Source organism: Leifsonia sp. Ger2509 (assembly GCF_055231915.1).
This window is the reverse complement of record NZ_JBUYVB010000003.1, coordinates 3,919,685-3,934,497: the sequence shown is the minus strand read 5'-3', so window position 1 is coordinate 3,934,497 and position 14,813 is coordinate 3,919,685. Positions and strand designations below refer to the sequence as shown.

Here is a 14,813-nt window from a genome sequence, read left to right as displayed (position 1 = left end):
CCATGTCGCGACGTTCACTGCTCGGATGGTCGGCACCCGTGACCGCCCGAGCCATCACCGTGGTCCTCGCCGTCATGCTCGGCGCCGTGCTCATCGCCCCGTCAGCGGCCTCGGCCCGCCTCCCCCGTCCGGATGGCGCGGACCGTACGACTTCCGGTTCCGCGGTCGGCGGCGAAGGCGCACGGTGGCCGTGGCCGGTCGCGCCCCCGATCGTGGTCGGCCATGTTTTCGTGGCGCCTGCCACGCCCTATTCGGCGGGACACCGGGGAATCGATCTCACCGTTGGCCCCGGGGCGGAGGTCCGTTCACCGGCGGGAGGCGTCGTCACGTTCGCGGGCGTCGTGGTGGATCGGCCGGTTCTCACGATCGACGTCGGCGATGACGTTCTGGTGAGCTTCGAGCCTCTCATGGCCGATGTGTCGCGGGGCGACCGCGTGGCGAGGGGCGAACGGATCGGCGAGGTCGCCGACGGTGGTCACTGCGGGTCAGAGTGCCTCCACGTCGGCGTCCGGCTCCGCGGCGCCTACGTGTCGCCGATGCTGTTCTTCGACCAGGTCCCTCGGGCGGTCCTGCTGCCCGTCGGGTGAGGAGGACCGTATGAGCGGGACGACGTCAGGAGCCCCTGACCCACGAGCGGGTCCAGTCAGGCGCGGGGATGCGCGGTCCGGTAGCTCTCCTTCAGCCGTTCGGTCGATACGTGCGTGTAGATCTGCGTGGTTCCGAGGCTGGCGTGCCCGAGGAGCTCTTGAACCGCTCGGAGGTCCGCCCCGCCGTCGAGCAGGTGGGTCGCCGCTGTATGGCGGAGCGCGTGCGGACCCGCTGGTCCCGCGCCTGGGAGATCGGCGAGAAGTCCGGCGACGAGTTGGTAGACGGCGCGTGTTCCGAGCCTGCGACCACGGTCTCCGAGGAGGAGCGCCGGCCCGGAGTCCGGTCCGGCGAGGGCAGGGCGCGCCTCGTGGAGGTAGGCGACGAGCGCCCTCTGGGCCGGTACACCGAAGGGGACCACACGTTCCTTGGATCCTTTTCCGAGGACGCGGAGGGTGAGCCGCTCGAGGTCGACGTCGTCGTTGTCGAGGCCGGTGAGTTCAGATACGCGGATGCCGGTGGCATAGAGAAGTTCGATCACCGCGAGGTCGCGTCTGGCAGCCGGGTCACGGGTTGCCGCCCGGACCATCAGTGCGTTGAGGAGACCGGTGATCTGCTGACGGTTGATCACGCGGGGCAGGGTCTTGTCGGGCTTCGGGGATCGCAGCCGCGCCGCTGGATCGTTGTCTACTCCTCCTACGCGCGCGACCCACGCACTGAAGCCTTTGGCCGAGGCCGATCGTCGAGCGAGCGTGGCTTTGGCCAGTCCTGCCTGGGATGCGTCCCAGAGCCAGTCGCGAAGGAGTTCGAGGGTGATTCCGTCCGTCGACGAGACGGCGCGCTCCTGGGCGAACCCGGCGAGCGCGGCGAGGTCGGAACGGTAAGCCCGGATCGTCTGAGGCGAGTAGCCGCGTTCGGCCGCCAGATGGACCGTATAGTCCTCGATGGCTCGCTCCAGCTGCACTCCTCCAGCTTGCTCTGCGGATCCGGTATGCGTGGCAGCGACGCTCCGCGCGGCGTCCTTCACGTCCTTCACGTCCTTCGTGCCCGCGCAACGAGCCATCCTTCCTGGCTTTCACGGACCCTACCGTCCAGGTCGAGGACGCCGAGCGTCGCGATGACGTCTCGTGGGGACATCCCGGTCATCACCGCGAGTTCGGCGACACTGCGCGGGAGGCGGGGACTGAGAGCGTCCATCAGCCTGACGGCGTCCGGACTGCCGGACACTTCGCCGCCGTCGTCAGGAGATGCGAGGTGACCCGGTGATGGTGACCCAGCCATACCCGCGAGCTCGGCGATATCGTCTGCGTTCGTTACGCATTCGGCTCCGTATTCGCGGAGGAGACGGTGGCATCCTGCGGATGCGGGAGAGGTGACCGGTCCGGGCACTGCGCCGAGTGGGCGACCGATCGCGGCGGCGTGGCCCGCCGTGTTGAGGGATCCGGATCGCCGGCCAGCCTCGATCACGACGGTCGCTGCGCTGGCGGCGGCTATGAGCCTGTTGCGCATGAGGAATCGCCATTTCGTGGGCGACGACCCGCACGGGAGCTCGGCGAGGAGGGCGCCACGCTCGGCGATCCGCCGCAAAAGCTCCGAGTGGCCGGCCGGATACAGACGATCGACGCCTCCGGCGAGAAAGGCGACCGTCGTCGAGTCACGTGCAAGCGTCGCCCGATGGACTGCCCCGTCGATCCCGTACGCGCCTCCGGAGACGGTGACGATGCCGCGGTCGGCCAGTCCTGAGGCCGTCTCCATCGCGACGTGCTCCCCGTAACCCGTCGCAGCCCTGGCTCCCACGAGGGCAACCGATCGCTCGAGACGGCTCAGCAGATGTGCATCTCCCCGGACCCACAGCGCGTGAGGCGCTCCGTCACCGAGGTCGGCCAACCCCGAGGGCCAGTCGTCGTCCTCACACGTGGCGAGCACGGCGCGGAGTCGGGCGGCTTGCTCGAATGCGCGAACGGCTGCTGCGAGGGATACGCGGGGTCGCCAGCGTTCGAGGGCCTTCTCGATCCGTCCGCTCAATGCGTCCGCAGCAGCCGGGTCGCTCTCCCGCACACAGTCGACGACACGGGGTCCGTCCCAGGCTTCGACGATGCACCGGAGAGCCTGAACGGGACCGATGGCCCCGACGAGCGCACCGGCGTCGGAGTCGCCCGGCTCGGCGAGAGCGGTCAACACACCGCGAGCGAAGCGGGTGCGGTGCGCCGGCGGTTCGCCCTCCCCCGATCCCGCGGGCGGTGTCCTGTCCGCGCTGGCCGTCGATGACGGCACCACCGGGGCCACGTGGGCAGCCAACTGGGTGTCCGTCAGCCCCAGATAGGTCATGACTCGATCCCCCGCCGGAGGAAGAGCGCCGCGCCGACATGGTGGGCGGTCGGAGCCATAGCAGTGTCGAGGTCGGCGAGGCTCCACGCGAGACGAAGTGTGCGGTCGAATCCGCGCATCGTGATCGCTCCGCGTTCGAACGCCTTGTCGAGCGCGATCGTCGCGGCATGGGGTAGTCTCTGCGGGCCCGTCCGCAACCAGCTTCCGGTCACCTCCGAATTACGCACCCAGGGGGTCGCCGCCAGGCGCTCAGCAGCAACCTTGCGTGCCTCGACGACACGTCCGCGGATCGCCGCGCTCGTCGCGGAGTTCTCGGCCCCGGCTCTAGATTCCACGCTGCGCGCGACCGCGGCCCGCATGGCTGCGACGCTGAGCCGTCGCACGCTCAGCCGAATGTCGATGCGGTCGAGCAGCGGCCCCGACAGACGCGCCAGGTACCGTCTGCGGGCGATGGGAGTGCAGGTGCATTCGTCGTCGTGCGAACCGTATCGGCCGCACGGGCACGGGTTCGCGGCCAGCACCAGCTGGAACCGGGCGGGAAACGCAGCGACCCCGTTGGCGCGGTGGATTGTGATCCGCCCCGATTCGAGTGGCTGCCGGAGCACATCGAGCACACGGGCCGGGAACTCGGGTGCCTCGTCGAGGAACAGCACACCGTTCGAGGCACGGACGACGGCCCCAGGGACGATCCGCCCGCTGCCGCCGCCCACGATCGAGATCGCCGATGCGGTGTGGTGCGGTGCTTCGAAAGGCGGCCGGCGGACGAGCTCTCCTCCGATCGGCGCGCCGGTCAGCGAACGGACGGAGGTCACCTCGAGTGCCTCGTCGTCGGTAAGGTCGGGAAGGATGCCGGGCAGTCGCGCGGCGAGCATCGTCTTTCCGGCTCCGGGCGGACCCACCATCGACAGGTGGTGGCCACCGGCGGCCGCAACGACCAGAGCCTCGACGACGTCGTCGTTCCCGACGACGTCACTCATGTCGACGTCGAGATCCTCATGCGGCTGCCGAGGCGGCAAGGCAGGCAACCCGACTGGCTCGACCGGCTGCGGCGTGAACCTCCCACCGTGCCAGATGGCAGCGTCGCGCAGGCAGCCGACGGCGATGACCTGGATTCCGTCGACCAACTGGGCCTCGTCCGCGTTCGCGGTCGGCACCATCACCTTCGCGAACCCGGCGCGCCGGGCAGCAGCGACAGACGGCAGCACGCCCGGAATCGGACGGAGACGCCCGTCGAGCCCGAGCTCCCCGAGGTGGACGACCGCCGCGACGGACTCGACGGAGACATCGCCTGCCGCCGCGAGTGCCGCAACGGCGATGGCCAGATCGAAGCCGGACCCCTGCTTGCGAAGTGCGGCCGGAGAGAGGTTGATGGTCAGCTTGCGCTGGGTCAGGGGACATCCCGCATTCATGGCGGCCGCCCGGACGCGTTCGCGGGATTCGCCGAGTGCCGTGTCGGGCAGCCCGATGAGCACGAACGCAGGGAGACCGGCAGCGATGTCGGCCTCGACTTCGACGACATGCCCGTCGAGCCCGGCCAGAGCCACGGCGAACGTTCTCGCGACCGTCATCAGACCGCTCCGCGCAGGTGTTCGACGATCGGGCGTGCACCCCATGCGTCGAGGACGGCGACGACATCGATACGCAGCTCCTCAGCGGCACGGTTCGTCCGGCACCACTCCGCGGCCAGCCGGCGGAGCCGGGCTGCCTTCGCCGGGGTGATCGCCTCGAACGGATGGCCGAACGCCGTCGTCGACCGCGTCTTCACCTCGGCGAAGACGGCCGTCGCCCCCTCCGTGAGGATGATGTCGATCTCGCCCGACGCGCATCGCCAGTTTCGGGCGACCACCCTCATGCCCCGCTGTTCGAGCCACGCTGCCGCGATCTCTTCGCCCCGTCGGCCGAGGTCGTCTTTGTCTGCCATTGCTGCCTCCGGAACCCAGCCTCGCGATATCCGCGAAGCAATTTCCGGGGATGCGGAAATCTGTGGAGGGAGACCTTCAGTGGCGCACTGTGGAGGAAGCGCCCTTACTCGTCGAGGGCGAGTTCCTTGGGAAGCTCGAAGTCCTTGCTCGACAGCTCCTCGATGTTGACATCCTTGAACGTGAGCACGCGGACGGACTTGACGAAGCGATCGGAGCGGTAGACGTCCCACACCCATACATCGTTCATCGTCAGCTCGAAGTAGAAGTCGTGCTCCGTGTCACGCCGCACGAACTCCACCTCGTTGGCAAGGTAGAAACGCCGCTCCGTCTCGATCACGTACTTGAACTGTGAGACGACGTCGCGGTATTCGCGGTACAGTGCCAGCTCGACCTCTCGGTCGTAGTCGTCGAACTCGTCTTCATCCATCGTCCGACAAGTCTATGCCGGTTCATCCACCTGTTCGAGCGGGACGTCGCCCTTCAGCCAGCTGAGTCGGTGATAGTCGGTCGGACCCAGCAGATCGATCGCGGCGAAATGGGCACGGCTCGCGTACCCCTTGTTCGACGCCCAGCCATAGCCGGGCGTCACGACGCTGCGGTCGATCAGCAAGCGGTCGCGGTGCACCTTGGCGATGACGGATGCTGCGGCCACCGACGCGCAGTCGCGGTCCGCCTTGATCCTGGTCACCACATCCACCCGGCGCTCGAGCACAGGATTCAAATAGTCCCAGTTGCCGTCGAGCACGAGCGTGCTGGTGGAGACGGGCGCCCCCATCGCTTCGAGGCTCTCGAGGGCGCGCCGGCCGGCGAGACCGAGGCAGCGGCTCAGCCCCAGCGAATCGATCTCCTCCGCGGAGGCGAGGCCCACAGCTGAGTACCTGACCCATTTCGTGCACAGCGGCGCGAGCGACTCGCGATGCGGCTCCGGCAGCAGCTTGGAGTCGCGCAACCCTTTCGGCATCCGTTTGATGCCTTCATCGATCACGACCATTCCGACCGCGACAGGGCCGGCGAGTGCGCCGCGCCCGACCTCGTCGCAGGCGATGATCGACTCCACGCCGCTGCGGAACAGCGAGCGTTCGAGTCGCAGGGTCGGATCTGCGGGCATTACTTCTGGTCGTCCTCCACACCGCGGAACACATCGGGGTAGTTGTCGAGCCATGACCAACGGCTCACCGGCCAGCTGATCACGAATGCGCGGCCGACCACGTTACTGATCGGCACGAATCCCTTTCCGGGATCATTCATATGGTAACGAGAGTCGGCCGAGTTGTAGCGGTTGTCCCCCATCACCCAGAGAGACCCCTTGGGGACGGTCACATCGAAGGTGATGCCGGAGACGGCCTGAGAGCCGGGCGGCAGCAGGGCATACGGCTCTTTGAGCGGAACGCCGTTCACGCTCATCTGGCCGAGCGCGTTGCAGCAGGTGACGTGGTCGCCGGGAAGGCCGATCACGCGCTTGATCAGGTGGTCGTTGCTGTCCGGTGCGGAGAGGCCCACGAAGGACAGCGCCGCATCCCAGGCGGCAGCGATCGGGTTCTGGTTGGTCGGAATCGAGGGTGGAAGCCACCCGCCCGGATCGCGGAAGACGACGACGTCTCCGTGCTGGATCGGGATCAGATTCGGCTCGAGCTCGTTGACGATGATGCGGTCGTTGATCTGGAGCGTGTTCTCCATCGAGGCCGATGGGATGTAGAACGACCGGACGACGAACGTCTTGATCAGGAAGGAGACGAGGACCGCCACCACGAAGATGATGAGGATGTCACGGATGAAGAGCTTGACGCTGCGCTGCTTACGGCGCTTGTCTGCCGCTGCGCGGTCTGTCCGCGTGGGCAAGATATCTTCGTCTGTCATTTAACCGCCTGAGCTCCCGACCCAGTTTATGGGATCGGGAGCTCAGGATTTGCCGGGAGCCGACCGCGGGTCGGCGACAGCGGCTCTAGTTCTCGCGCTTTTCTTTGATCTTGGCCTTCTTGCCACGGAGCTCGCGCAGGTAGTACAGCTTGGCGCGACGAACGTCACCACGCGTCACGACCTCGATGTGGTCGATGATCGGGGAGTGCACCGGGAAGGTGCGCTCGACGCCGACCTGGAAGCTGACCTTGCGGACCGTGAAGGTCTCGCGGACGCCTTCGCCCGAGCGGCCGATGACGACGCCCTGGAAGACCTGGATACGAGAGCGGCTGCCCTCGACGATGTTGACGTGGACCTTGACGGTGTCGCCGGCGCGGAAGGCCGGGATGTCCTGCTTGAGGGACGCGGCGTCCAGCTCATCGAGAATGTGCATGTGTGTTCGCTCTCTGTACCCGCCACAGGTCGAGGACGGACTTGGGGTTGCCGTGCAGGGCGCACGACGACCGAATTGTCAGTTATGGGGTGACCGCGAAGAATGCTGGCTCCCCTGTGGCAGAGCCTGGCCGCGGCACAAACAACCATTCTGCCATGAACGGGCAGCCTTTACCAAAGCGAGCGGTACGCCGTCGAGGCGGATCCGCCCGTCACTCGTCGTCGCGACGCTCTTCGATCACGATGTACTCGCCGCCGTCGACGGAACCGGCATCGGGGCTCGCGGCCCGACCGGACGTCGCGGCCCGTTCGTACGCGTCGAAGGTGAGCTGCACACGGGCGCGCGCCTCGACGAGCAGTTCCCACAGCGAGACCCAGAACATCGCGAGTCCGAGCAGGATGCCGAGCACGGCGATCCAGCCTCCCGCGCCCGGGATGAAGCATCCGAACGCGATGATCGAGGCGTGCCAGGCGGCCAGCAGACCGACGTCGTACCAGGACACGGCCCTGGTCTCACGCACGCTCCCGCGCGCGTAGATGATGCCGCCGATGGCGAGCATCGCGATGAAGAGAACAGGGCATGCGATGAGCAGCCCGAGGAACGACCATCCGCCCCCTCCGAAGATCGCCCAGCCGATCAGGAGCCAGGCGGGGAGGATCACGGCTGACGGGAACAGCCACCAGTAGAACGCCCTGCGGAGGATCACGAGACCAGATTAGCCTCGTGCGGCTGTGCGCCGTCTGCGGGTTCGCTGACGGCATGAAAAACTGAGTCCATGATCGAGTTGAGGACGCCCGCCGAGATCGAAGCGATGAGGCCGGCAGGGCGGTTCGTGGCGGACGTGCTGCGAACGACGAGCGCGGCGGCGAAGGTCGGGGTCAACCTGCTGGAGCTCGACAGGATCGCGCACGACCTCATCCGCCAGGCGGGCGCCGTCTCCAGCTACATCGACTACCACCCGTCGTTCGGCGCGAGCCCGTTCGGCAAAGTGATCTGCACCTCCGTCAACGATGCTGTGCTCCATGGGCTCCCCCACGACTACCGGCTGCGGGACGGCGACCTGCTGAGCCTCGACTTCGCCGCCGCGCTCGACGGCTGGGTGGCGGACTCAGCTCTGAGTTTCGTGGTCGGCACGCCCCGGCCCGCCGACCTGCGGCTCATCGACACCACGAGGCGCGCCCTCGACGCCGCCATCGCCGCGGCCGTCCCCGGCAACAGGATCGGCGACCTCTCGGCAGCAATCGCCTCGGTCGCGCACGCGGAGGGCTACTCGATCAACACCGACTTCGGCGGTCATGGTGTCGGACGCACCATGCACGGCGATCCGCATGTGCCCAACGACGGGCGCCCCGGGCGCGGCTACCCGCTGCGCCCCGGCCTGGTGATCGCGATCGAGCCCTGGTTCCTCGAGGCCACAGACAGAATCGTCACGGATGCGGACGGCTGGACGCTGCGTAGCGCGGACGGTTCGCGTGGCGCCCACTCCGAGCACTCGATCGCGATCACGGACGGTGCACCCATCGTCCTGACCGCCCGCATCTGACCGGAGGCCTGCGACACGGACTAGTCGAGCAGGTCGGGGCGCACACGACGTGTGCGGTCGAGTTGCTGTTCGCGGCGCCAGGCGGCGATCGCGCCGTGGTTGCCGCTCAGCAGCACAGGCGGGACCTCGTGTCCGCGCCAGACCGACGGCTTCGTGTAGCTCGGGTATTCGAGCAGCCCGTCCTCGTGCGACTCCTGCACCAGCGACTCCGGATTGCCGACCACTCCGGGAATGAGGCGGCCGACCGCTTCGATCATCGCCATGGTCGCGACCTCTCCCCCGTTGAGCACGTAGTCGCCGAGGCTCATCAGCCTCACCCGCGCGCGGGAGGCCGTGTCGTCGAAGACGCGCTGGTCGATTCCTTCGTAGCGTCCGCATCCGAAGACCAGGTGCGACTCGCCCGCGAGCTCGCGGGCCGTCGCCTGGGTGAAGACGTCGCCGGCCGGCGACGGGAAGATGACGACGGGATCGCCGGGACTGTCGATCAGGATGCCGTCGAGCGCCTCGCCCCACGGCTCCGGTTTCATGACCATTCCGGCCCCGCCGCCGTACGGAGTGTCGTCGACGGTCCGGTGCCGGTCGTGCGCGTTGTCACGCAGATCGTGGACGCCCAGGTCGATGATCCCCGACTGCCTGGCCTTGCCGAGCAGGGAGATGTCGAGCACATCGAAGAACTCGGGAAAGATCGTGACGATGTCGATGCGCATGGAGGCCAATTCTAATCGGGAGGCGCTACTGCGGTACGACGGCGAGCTCCCGGTCGTGCGGGACGAGCGGGATGGCCGCCAATGGGCAGAGCGCCACCGACGCGAAGGCGAGCGGGAAGCCGATGAGGGTGATCAGCCCTCCGACAGCTGGCCCGACGACCGATGCAGCGAGGAACTGTCCGGTGTTCTGCGCGCCGAGCGCGCGCCCCGACCAGAACGGTCCGGCGATCTCCGCCACTGACGTGTAGGCGAGGCCATTGTCGGCGACGGTCACGACAGCCGCAACGATCAGGATGACAGCGGCCCACGAGGCCCCGAGCATCGAGCCCACCGCCATGAGGAGCATGACGACCGCAGCAGAGACGGCCACCCACCTCAGAGGCCGCAGCCTGCTGCCGACCCGGTCGCTGAGCATCCCGACTCCGATCCGCCCGAGTGCCCCGACGAACTGGCTCGCCCCGATCACGAGGCCGGCGCCGAGGCCCGGGAAGCCGAGCTCGGTCACCAGCCAGACCAGGCCGAACGTCGACACGGCGAACTGGGGCACGACCAGGAGGATCGAGACGCCGTGGATGCGCCACAGCAGCGAGGTCGAGCGGTACGGGTTCCAGCCGGCGTGCGGGCGCGCCGCCTCCCCGCCGGATGCCCGTTCCGGCCGCGGCGGGTCGACGATCCAGATCGCGCAGAGCACGGCGGAGACGCCGGTCAGCCCGGCAGGGACTACCAGAGCTGCCGGGATGCCGCCGGTCGCGGCGAGGACGGGGACGGTCACAGCAGCCACGGCCACCCCCAGCGGCTGGCACATCTGGCGGATGCCCATGGCGAGCCCCCGGCGTTCGCGCGAGAACCAGCCGACGACGACGCGCCCGCTCGCCGCGTTGGGACTCGCCGACGCCATCCCGCCGATGAGCAGGAAGAACCCGAGGCCGACATAGCCGCTCGCGTACATCGCACCCACCGCGGCCAGCGACGTCACGGCGAGCCCGGATGCGATCACCCAACGCTCACCGATGCGGTCGCTGAGCGCGCCCCACGCGATCAGAGTCAGGACCATGCCGAGCGTCGGGGTCGATGCCAGCAGTCCGGCCTCGGCGAGGCTCAGCCCGCGTTCGGCGTGAAGGAGCGGGATCAGGAATGCGGGCGTGCTCACGAAGACCGTCGAGCTGGCCTGGGCGATGACGCCGAGTGCGAGCATCAGCCCGGGGCGCGCTGTTCGTGTGCGGGTGAGTGTTGCGGTCACGGTGCTCCTTCCGGCATCTGCGGGGCTTTCGGTATACCCTAGCGGTATACCGCACTGGTATACCAACGAAAGGCTCCCGATGCCCGAGCAGTCGCACATCTACGAACTCCTGCGCTCGGAGATCCTCGACCTCGACCGGATGCCGGGTGCCAGGCTCACCGAGCGCGGCCTCGAAGGAGAACTCGGCGCATCCCGCACCCCGCTGCGTGCGGCGCTCATGCGTCTCGAAGGCGAAGGCCTCGTCGAACGCGTCGGGCGCGCCTGGCAGGTCACGCCGATCGATCTCGGCGAGATCGGGCAGCTGAGCGAACTGCGGGACGCGGTCGAGTCCGCTGCGGTGCGACTCAGCTGCGAACGCGCGACCGCGGCAGCGATCGCGTCGCTAGGCCAGAGACTCGGCGACTTCGACGTGTCGGCACCCAGCGATGACGGCGTGCGTGCGGGCACGCACTTCCACGTCGAACTCGCGAGCCTGTCGGGAAACCACTTCTTCGCCGATACCGTCGCCTCGGCGATGACCCGGCTGGCGCGGACGCGGTGGCTCGAGGTCCGCACGGAGGATGCGAGGCGGACCGCCTGGCTCGAGCACCGTGAGATCGTCGACCTCGTGGGCGCGCGGGATGCCGACGGGGCGGCGGACCGCATCCACCACCACATCGTCGCTACCCACGAGCGGCTTCTCGCCTCACTCGACGCGGATGCCCGCATCCTGCGCGCACGTGGCCTCGCCGTAGTGCGTTGAGTCCGGGAAAGGTCCGCGGTTTCGACCGAAACCAGCGGACCTTTCCCGGACTCGACCGCTACTCGGCCTCGGCCTCGGACTCGGGGTCCTCGTCGGGCAGTTCTTCGAAGAGTCCCGTGGGCGGCGTGAGCGTGACCGTTCCGGCGGCGAGATCGACCGCGGGGACGATCGCCTTGACGAACGGGACGAGGACTTCGCCGTTGTCCGTCTTGATCGCCAGCAGATCCTGCGCGGGCAGGTGGTCGACGCGGGCCACGAGCCCGACCTTGACGCCGTCGCGCACGGCGGCGAGGCCGACCAGCTGATGGTCGTACCAGGCGTCTTCTTCTTCAGGGAGCTCGGTCGGATCCTGGTTGACCCAGAGGATCGCCTTGACGAGTGTCTCGGCTTCCGTCCGATCGTCGATGCCCTTGAAGAAGCCGACGGCGTGGCCGTTGTACCAGCGGAGCTCAGTGAGCTCGAGCGTCTTGCCGTGCCACTTGGAGCCTGTCGGCACCTGGAGCGTGAACACCGCACCGGGCACGAACCGCTGCTCCGGAGTGTCCGTGTACAGCTCGACTTTGATGGCGCCTTTCAGCCCATGCGCCTTCGTGAGGCGACCGACCCGAAGTTGAGTCTGGGCAGGCTTGTCGGCCGACACCTCAGTAGTCGGTGTCGACGACGTCGACGCGAACGCGACGTCCGTCGGCGAGCGCGGCGACGAGCGTGCGCAGCGCCTTGGCGGTGCGTCCGGCGCGGCCGATGACCCGCCCGAGGTCCTCGGGGTTCACGCGAACCTCGAGGACCTCGCCGCGGGGCGAATTCTTTGCTACGACGTGCACATCGTCAGGGTGATCGACGATCCCCTTGACCAGGTGCTCGAGAGCGGGACCGAGCAAGGCTAGGCCTTCTCGCCGTCGGCGGCGGCGTCGGTGATCTCTTCCGCAGCCTCGACGACCTCGGCCTCGGCGGCCTCTTCGGCCTCGACCTCGGCTTCGACAACGGCCTCGGCCTCTTCGACGACGGGCGCCGGCTTCTCAGCCTTGGGCTTCAGGACCGGCTTCTTCTTCTCGTCAGCGACGAACTCGGCCTTGGCTTCCTTGGTCTTGACCGTGTTCGTGGCGTTCTTGTCACCCTTGAAGGTGCCCCAGTCGCCGGTGAGCTTCAGCAGCGCGGTGACCTGTTCGGTCGGCTGGGCGCCGACGCTGAGCCAGTACTGCGCGCGCTCCGAGTCGACCTCGATGAGCGACGGCTCCTCGGTCGGGTGGTACTTGCCGATCTCTTCGATCACGCGGCCGTCGCGCTTGGTGCGCGAGTCGGCGACGACGATGCGGTAGTAGGGAGCGCGGATCTTGCCGAGGCGCTTCAGACGAATTTTGACAGCCACAATTCTCCTGTGTTGTATGAGGTGTTTGACGAACTGACTGCCGTGAGCGTGGGGGCACACTCGGCAGGAGGTCTATGGGGTTCTCTCTCGCCTGATTAGAGGGTCGGGCGGAACAGAACTCAACTAGCTATTCTGTCAGATACACCGGGCTTTGAATAATCGGATGGGCGGAACGACCAGATGCAGATCGATTTCGCAGCATCCGAGAGGTCGACAGTGGGCATCGAGTGGGAGCTCGCACTGGTCGACGGCTCGTCCGGCGACCTCGTGCACATCGCCCAGGAGGTGCTCGAAGCCCTCGGCACCCCCGACGGCAAGGAGCACCCGCAGATCACGCATGAGCTCCTGCTCAACACGGTCGAGCTGGTGAGCCGCGTCCACCACACGGTCCCGGATGCGGTCGCCGACCTGAATGAGCTGATGGCGCTCGTGCGCGCGGTCACCGATCCCCTCGGCGTCGAGCTCATGTGCGCGGGCACCCACCCGTTCGCCCAGTGGTTCGACCAGAAGGTCACCCCGAACGAGCGCTACGATCGGCTGCTGGACCGCACGCAGTGGTGGGGCAGGCAGATGATGATCTGGGGAATCCACGTCCATGTCGGAATCGACGAGCGCGAGAAGGCGCTACCGATCGTCAACGGGCTGCTCACCTATTACCCCCATCTTCAGGCGCTGAGCGCGTCGAGCCCCTTCTGGGGCGGGGCGAAGACCGGGTACGCCTCCAACCGAGCCCTCATGTTCCAGCAGCTCCCGACGGCAGGGCTGCCCTGGCAGTTCGGGAGCTGGGCGAACTATGAGGAGTACGTTCAGGACCTGGTCAACACCGGCGTCGTGCACGACTACTCCGAGGTGCGCTGGGACATCCGCCCCTCTCCGCGCTGGGGCACCGTCGAGATGCGGGCCTGCGACGGGCTGTCGACGGCCGAGGAGGTCGGAGCCGTCGCCGCCATCATCCACTGCCTCGTCGACCGGATGTCCGGACAGCTGGACGACGGGATCGAGCCGGTCAGCCTGCAGCCCTGGTTCGTGCGGGAGAACAAGTGGCGCGCCGCCCGCTACGGGATGGACGCCGAGGTGATCCTCAACGCAGCAGGCGACGAGCGCCTCGTGGCCGACGAACTGCGTGACCTCGTCGCGGACCTGGCCCCGATCGCTGAGAGACTCGGATGCCTCGAACAGCTGGCGAACGTCGACCTCATCCTGGAGCGCGGGGCAAGCTACCAGCGGCAGCTGAGGGTCGCCGAGGAGAACGGCGGAAGCCTCCAGGCGGTGGTGAGCTCGCTCACCCACGAGCTGAGGAACGGGTTGGCCTGAGCGTGATCTATGCTCATTCCGTGATTCGAACGGCCCTCCCCCGCCGACTGCTGGTCGCCGTCGCCGGCCTGGCCGCCCTCGCAGCCCTCAGCGGGTGCGCCGCGATCGCCGCGGAGCGCTCGGTCGCAGCGGATGCGAAGGCTGCGTCGGCGGAGCACGCGCCGGCGACCGTGAGGGCCGTCGCCATCGGTGATTCCATCTCGCACGGGCGCGGAGTCCTTCCGGCGCAGGCGTGGCCGGAGCAGATCGCGGCCCGGCACACATGGGCGCTCGACGACCTCGCGATCAGCGGCTCCGGCTTCGTGAAGCGTGGCCTGGGCGGCTACACCTACGACACGCAGGTCACGACGGCCATCGGGCTGCACCCGAGGATCGTCCTGATCGCGGCCACCCGGAACGATCTGACAATCGGCGACCAGGCGCTCAGGGCGAAGACCGTGGAGCTTCTGCGCCGACTCCGTGCTGCACTCCCGCAGGCGACGATCGTCGGCACCAGCGCGGTCTGGGGCGACGACACCCCGCCCGCGCGACTCTCCGCGGTCGACGCCCTCGTGCGGCAGGCAGTGACCGGCGCCGGAGGAACATGGCTCGACCTCGGTTTCCCGCTGGCGGCACATCCGGAGCTGCTCCAGACCGACCACATCCACCCGAACGCGGCCGGTCAGGCCGTCGTTGCCGGTGTCGTCGACCGCGCACTGGACGCGGCCCACATCGGGAGCTGAGCGCCGCCGTCACGGGAGAGCAACCGTTCCGGCCGGGGGCGGCAGGCGCGACAG

19 protein-coding genes are annotated in these 14,813 nt (G+C 68.1%); 5 read left to right on the top strand and 14 right to left on the bottom strand.

Annotated features, from left to right (window positions below; all coding sequences use genetic code 11):
* Positions 1-2: 2 nt before the first annotated feature.
* Positions 3-587 carry a murein hydrolase activator EnvC family protein gene (locus ACV7NN_RS19100; protein ID WP_463351126.1) on the top strand — a complete coding sequence of 195 codons (585 nt, stop codon included), beginning with the start codon at positions 3-5 and terminating at the stop codon, positions 585-587.
* A gap of 56 nt (positions 588-643) precedes the next feature.
* Here the strand turns inward: ACV7NN_RS19100 and ACV7NN_RS19095 are convergent, their stop codons facing one another.
* From ACV7NN_RS19095 to ACV7NN_RS19055, 9 genes are all read right to left on the bottom strand, one after another.
* A complete protein-coding gene (locus ACV7NN_RS19095) occupies positions 644-1,549 on the bottom strand; it encodes a tyrosine recombinase XerC (RefSeq protein ID WP_463351330.1) in 906 nt (301 codons plus the stop codon).
* Positions 1,550-1,617: 68 nt separating this feature from the next.
* On the bottom strand, positions 1,618-2,913 hold the full coding sequence (gene dprA / locus ACV7NN_RS19090; protein ID WP_463351125.1) for a DNA-processing protein DprA: 1,296 nt from the start codon (positions 2,911-2,913) through the stop codon (positions 1,618-1,620).
* Positions 2,910-4,481 carry a YifB family Mg chelatase-like AAA ATPase gene (locus tag ACV7NN_RS19085; protein WP_463351124.1) on the bottom strand — a complete coding sequence of 524 codons (1,572 nt, stop codon included), beginning with the start codon at positions 4,479-4,481 and terminating at the stop codon, positions 2,910-2,912. The genes dprA and ACV7NN_RS19085 overlap by 4 nt, the downstream gene beginning before the upstream one ends.
* Complete coding sequence (locus ACV7NN_RS19080) at positions 4,481-4,834, bottom strand: YraN family protein (RefSeq protein WP_463351123.1); 354 nt, start codon at positions 4,832-4,834, stop codon at positions 4,481-4,483. Before ACV7NN_RS19080 ends, ACV7NN_RS19085 begins: the two co-directional genes overlap by 1 nt.
* Positions 4,835-4,938: 104 nt before the next feature.
* A complete protein-coding gene (locus tag ACV7NN_RS19075) occupies positions 4,939-5,262 on the bottom strand; it encodes a DUF2469 domain-containing protein (protein ID WP_055813042.1) in 324 nt (107 codons plus the stop codon).
* 12 nt (positions 5,263-5,274) lie between these two features.
* On the bottom strand, positions 5,275-5,943 hold the full coding sequence (locus ACV7NN_RS19070; protein WP_463351122.1) for a ribonuclease HII: 669 nt from the start codon (positions 5,941-5,943) through the stop codon (positions 5,275-5,277).
* Positions 5,943-6,692, bottom strand: a complete 750-nt coding sequence (lepB, locus tag ACV7NN_RS19065) for a signal peptidase I (RefSeq protein ID WP_463351121.1) — start codon at positions 6,690-6,692, stop codon at positions 5,943-5,945. Before lepB ends, ACV7NN_RS19070 begins: the two co-directional genes overlap by 1 nt.
* Before the next feature lie 85 nt (positions 6,693-6,777).
* Positions 6,778-7,125 carry a 50S ribosomal protein L19 gene (gene rplS, locus ACV7NN_RS19060; RefSeq protein ID WP_163290074.1) on the bottom strand — a complete coding sequence of 116 codons (348 nt, stop codon included), beginning with the start codon at positions 7,123-7,125 and terminating at the stop codon, positions 6,778-6,780.
* A 211-nt stretch (positions 7,126-7,336) separates the two neighbouring features.
* Positions 7,337-7,831, bottom strand: coding sequence for a hypothetical protein (locus tag ACV7NN_RS19055; RefSeq protein WP_463351120.1), 495 nt, complete (start codon positions 7,829-7,831; stop codon positions 7,337-7,339).
* Positions 7,832-7,900: 69 nt separating this feature from the next.
* On the opposite strand from ACV7NN_RS19055, the gene map reads away from it, so the two are divergent.
* The gene (map, locus tag ACV7NN_RS19050) at positions 7,901-8,668 is read left to right on the top strand and encodes a type I methionyl aminopeptidase (RefSeq protein WP_463351119.1); all 768 of its coding nucleotides are present in this window, start codon (positions 7,901-7,903) and stop codon (positions 8,666-8,668) included.
* A gap of 20 nt (positions 8,669-8,688) precedes the next feature.
* On the opposite strand, the gene trmD is transcribed toward map, so the two are convergent.
* Positions 8,689-9,375 (bottom strand): tRNA (guanosine(37)-N1)-methyltransferase TrmD, encoded by a 687-nt coding sequence (gene trmD, locus ACV7NN_RS19045; protein WP_463351118.1) that lies wholly within the window; start codon positions 9,373-9,375, stop codon positions 8,689-8,691.
* A gap of 25 nt (positions 9,376-9,400) precedes the next feature.
* Positions 9,401-10,570: an MFS transporter gene (locus ACV7NN_RS19040; protein ID WP_463351329.1), complete on the bottom strand. Its 1,170-nt coding sequence runs from the start codon at positions 10,568-10,570 to the stop codon at positions 9,401-9,403.
* Between the two features lie 124 nt (positions 10,571-10,694).
* Here ACV7NN_RS19040 and ACV7NN_RS19035 point away from each other — a divergent pair, with 124 nt between their 5' ends.
* Positions 10,695-11,357, top strand: a complete 663-nt coding sequence (locus ACV7NN_RS19035; RefSeq protein ID WP_463351117.1) for a GntR family transcriptional regulator — start codon at positions 10,695-10,697, stop codon at positions 11,355-11,357.
* Positions 11,358-11,415: 58 nt separating this feature from the next.
* Here ACV7NN_RS19035 and rimM read toward each other — a convergent pair whose 3' ends face one another.
* The 3 genes from rimM to rpsP are packed head-to-tail and all read right to left on the bottom strand — an operon-like array spanning position 11,416 to position 12,723.
* A complete protein-coding gene (gene rimM / locus ACV7NN_RS19030) occupies positions 11,416-11,997 on the bottom strand; it encodes a ribosome maturation factor RimM (protein WP_463351116.1) in 582 nt (193 codons plus the stop codon).
* A 1-nt stretch (position 11,998) separates the two neighbouring features.
* Complete coding sequence (locus ACV7NN_RS19025) at positions 11,999-12,235, bottom strand: RNA-binding protein (RefSeq protein WP_463351115.1); 237 nt, start codon at positions 12,233-12,235, stop codon at positions 11,999-12,001.
* Positions 12,236-12,237: 2 nt separating this feature from the next.
* The gene (rpsP, locus tag ACV7NN_RS19020) at positions 12,238-12,723 is read right to left on the bottom strand and encodes a 30S ribosomal protein S16 (protein WP_463351114.1); all 486 of its coding nucleotides are present in this window, start codon (positions 12,721-12,723) and stop codon (positions 12,238-12,240) included.
* A 180-nt stretch (positions 12,724-12,903) separates the two neighbouring features.
* On the opposite strand from rpsP, the gene ACV7NN_RS19015 reads away from it, so the two are divergent.
* Positions 12,904-14,037 carry a glutamate--cysteine ligase gene (locus ACV7NN_RS19015; RefSeq protein WP_463351113.1) on the top strand — a complete coding sequence of 378 codons (1,134 nt, stop codon included), beginning with the start codon at positions 12,904-12,906 and terminating at the stop codon, positions 14,035-14,037.
* A gap of 20 nt (positions 14,038-14,057) precedes the next feature.
* Entirely contained in the window at positions 14,058-14,759 is a 702-nt protein-coding gene (locus tag ACV7NN_RS19010; protein WP_463351112.1) for an SGNH/GDSL hydrolase family protein, read from the top strand.
* The last annotated feature ends 54 nt before the right edge of the window (positions 14,760-14,813 follow it).

Coding starts and splice junctions, on each gene's coding strand:
- ACV7NN_RS19100 (WP_463351126.1), top strand. CDS start 3: ATGTCGCGACGTTCACTGCTCGGATGGTCGGCACCCGTGACCGCCCGA.
- dprA (WP_463351125.1), bottom strand. CDS start 2,913: ATGACCTATCTGGGGCTGACGGACACCCAGTTGGCTGCCCACGTGGCC.
- ACV7NN_RS19085 (WP_463351124.1), bottom strand. CDS start 4,481: ATGACGGTCGCGAGAACGTTCGCCGTGGCTCTGGCCGGGCTCGACGGG.
- ACV7NN_RS19080 (WP_463351123.1), bottom strand. CDS start 4,834: ATGGCAGACAAAGACGACCTCGGCCGACGGGGCGAAGAGATCGCGGCA.
- ACV7NN_RS19075 (WP_055813042.1), bottom strand. CDS start 5,262: ATGGATGAAGACGAGTTCGACGACTACGACCGAGAGGTCGAGCTGGCA.
- ACV7NN_RS19070 (WP_463351122.1), bottom strand. CDS start 5,943: ATGCCCGCAGATCCGACCCTGCGACTCGAACGCTCGCTGTTCCGCAGC.
- lepB (WP_463351121.1), bottom strand. CDS start 6,692: ATGACAGACGAAGATATCTTGCCCACGCGGACAGACCGCGCAGCGGCA.
- rplS (WP_163290074.1), bottom strand. CDS start 7,125: ATGCACATTCTCGATGAGCTGGACGCCGCGTCCCTCAAGCAGGACATC.
- map (WP_463351119.1), top strand. CDS start 7,901: ATGATCGAGTTGAGGACGCCCGCCGAGATCGAAGCGATGAGGCCGGCA.
- trmD (WP_463351118.1), bottom strand. CDS start 9,375: ATGCGCATCGACATCGTCACGATCTTTCCCGAGTTCTTCGATGTGCTC.
- ACV7NN_RS19040 (WP_463351329.1), bottom strand. CDS start 10,570: ATGCTCGCACTCGGCGTCATCGCCCAGGCCAGCTCGACGGTCTTCGTG.
- ACV7NN_RS19035 (WP_463351117.1), top strand. CDS start 10,695: ATGCCCGAGCAGTCGCACATCTACGAACTCCTGCGCTCGGAGATCCTC.
- ACV7NN_RS19015 (WP_463351113.1), top strand. CDS start 12,904: ATGCAGATCGATTTCGCAGCATCCGAGAGGTCGACAGTGGGCATCGAG.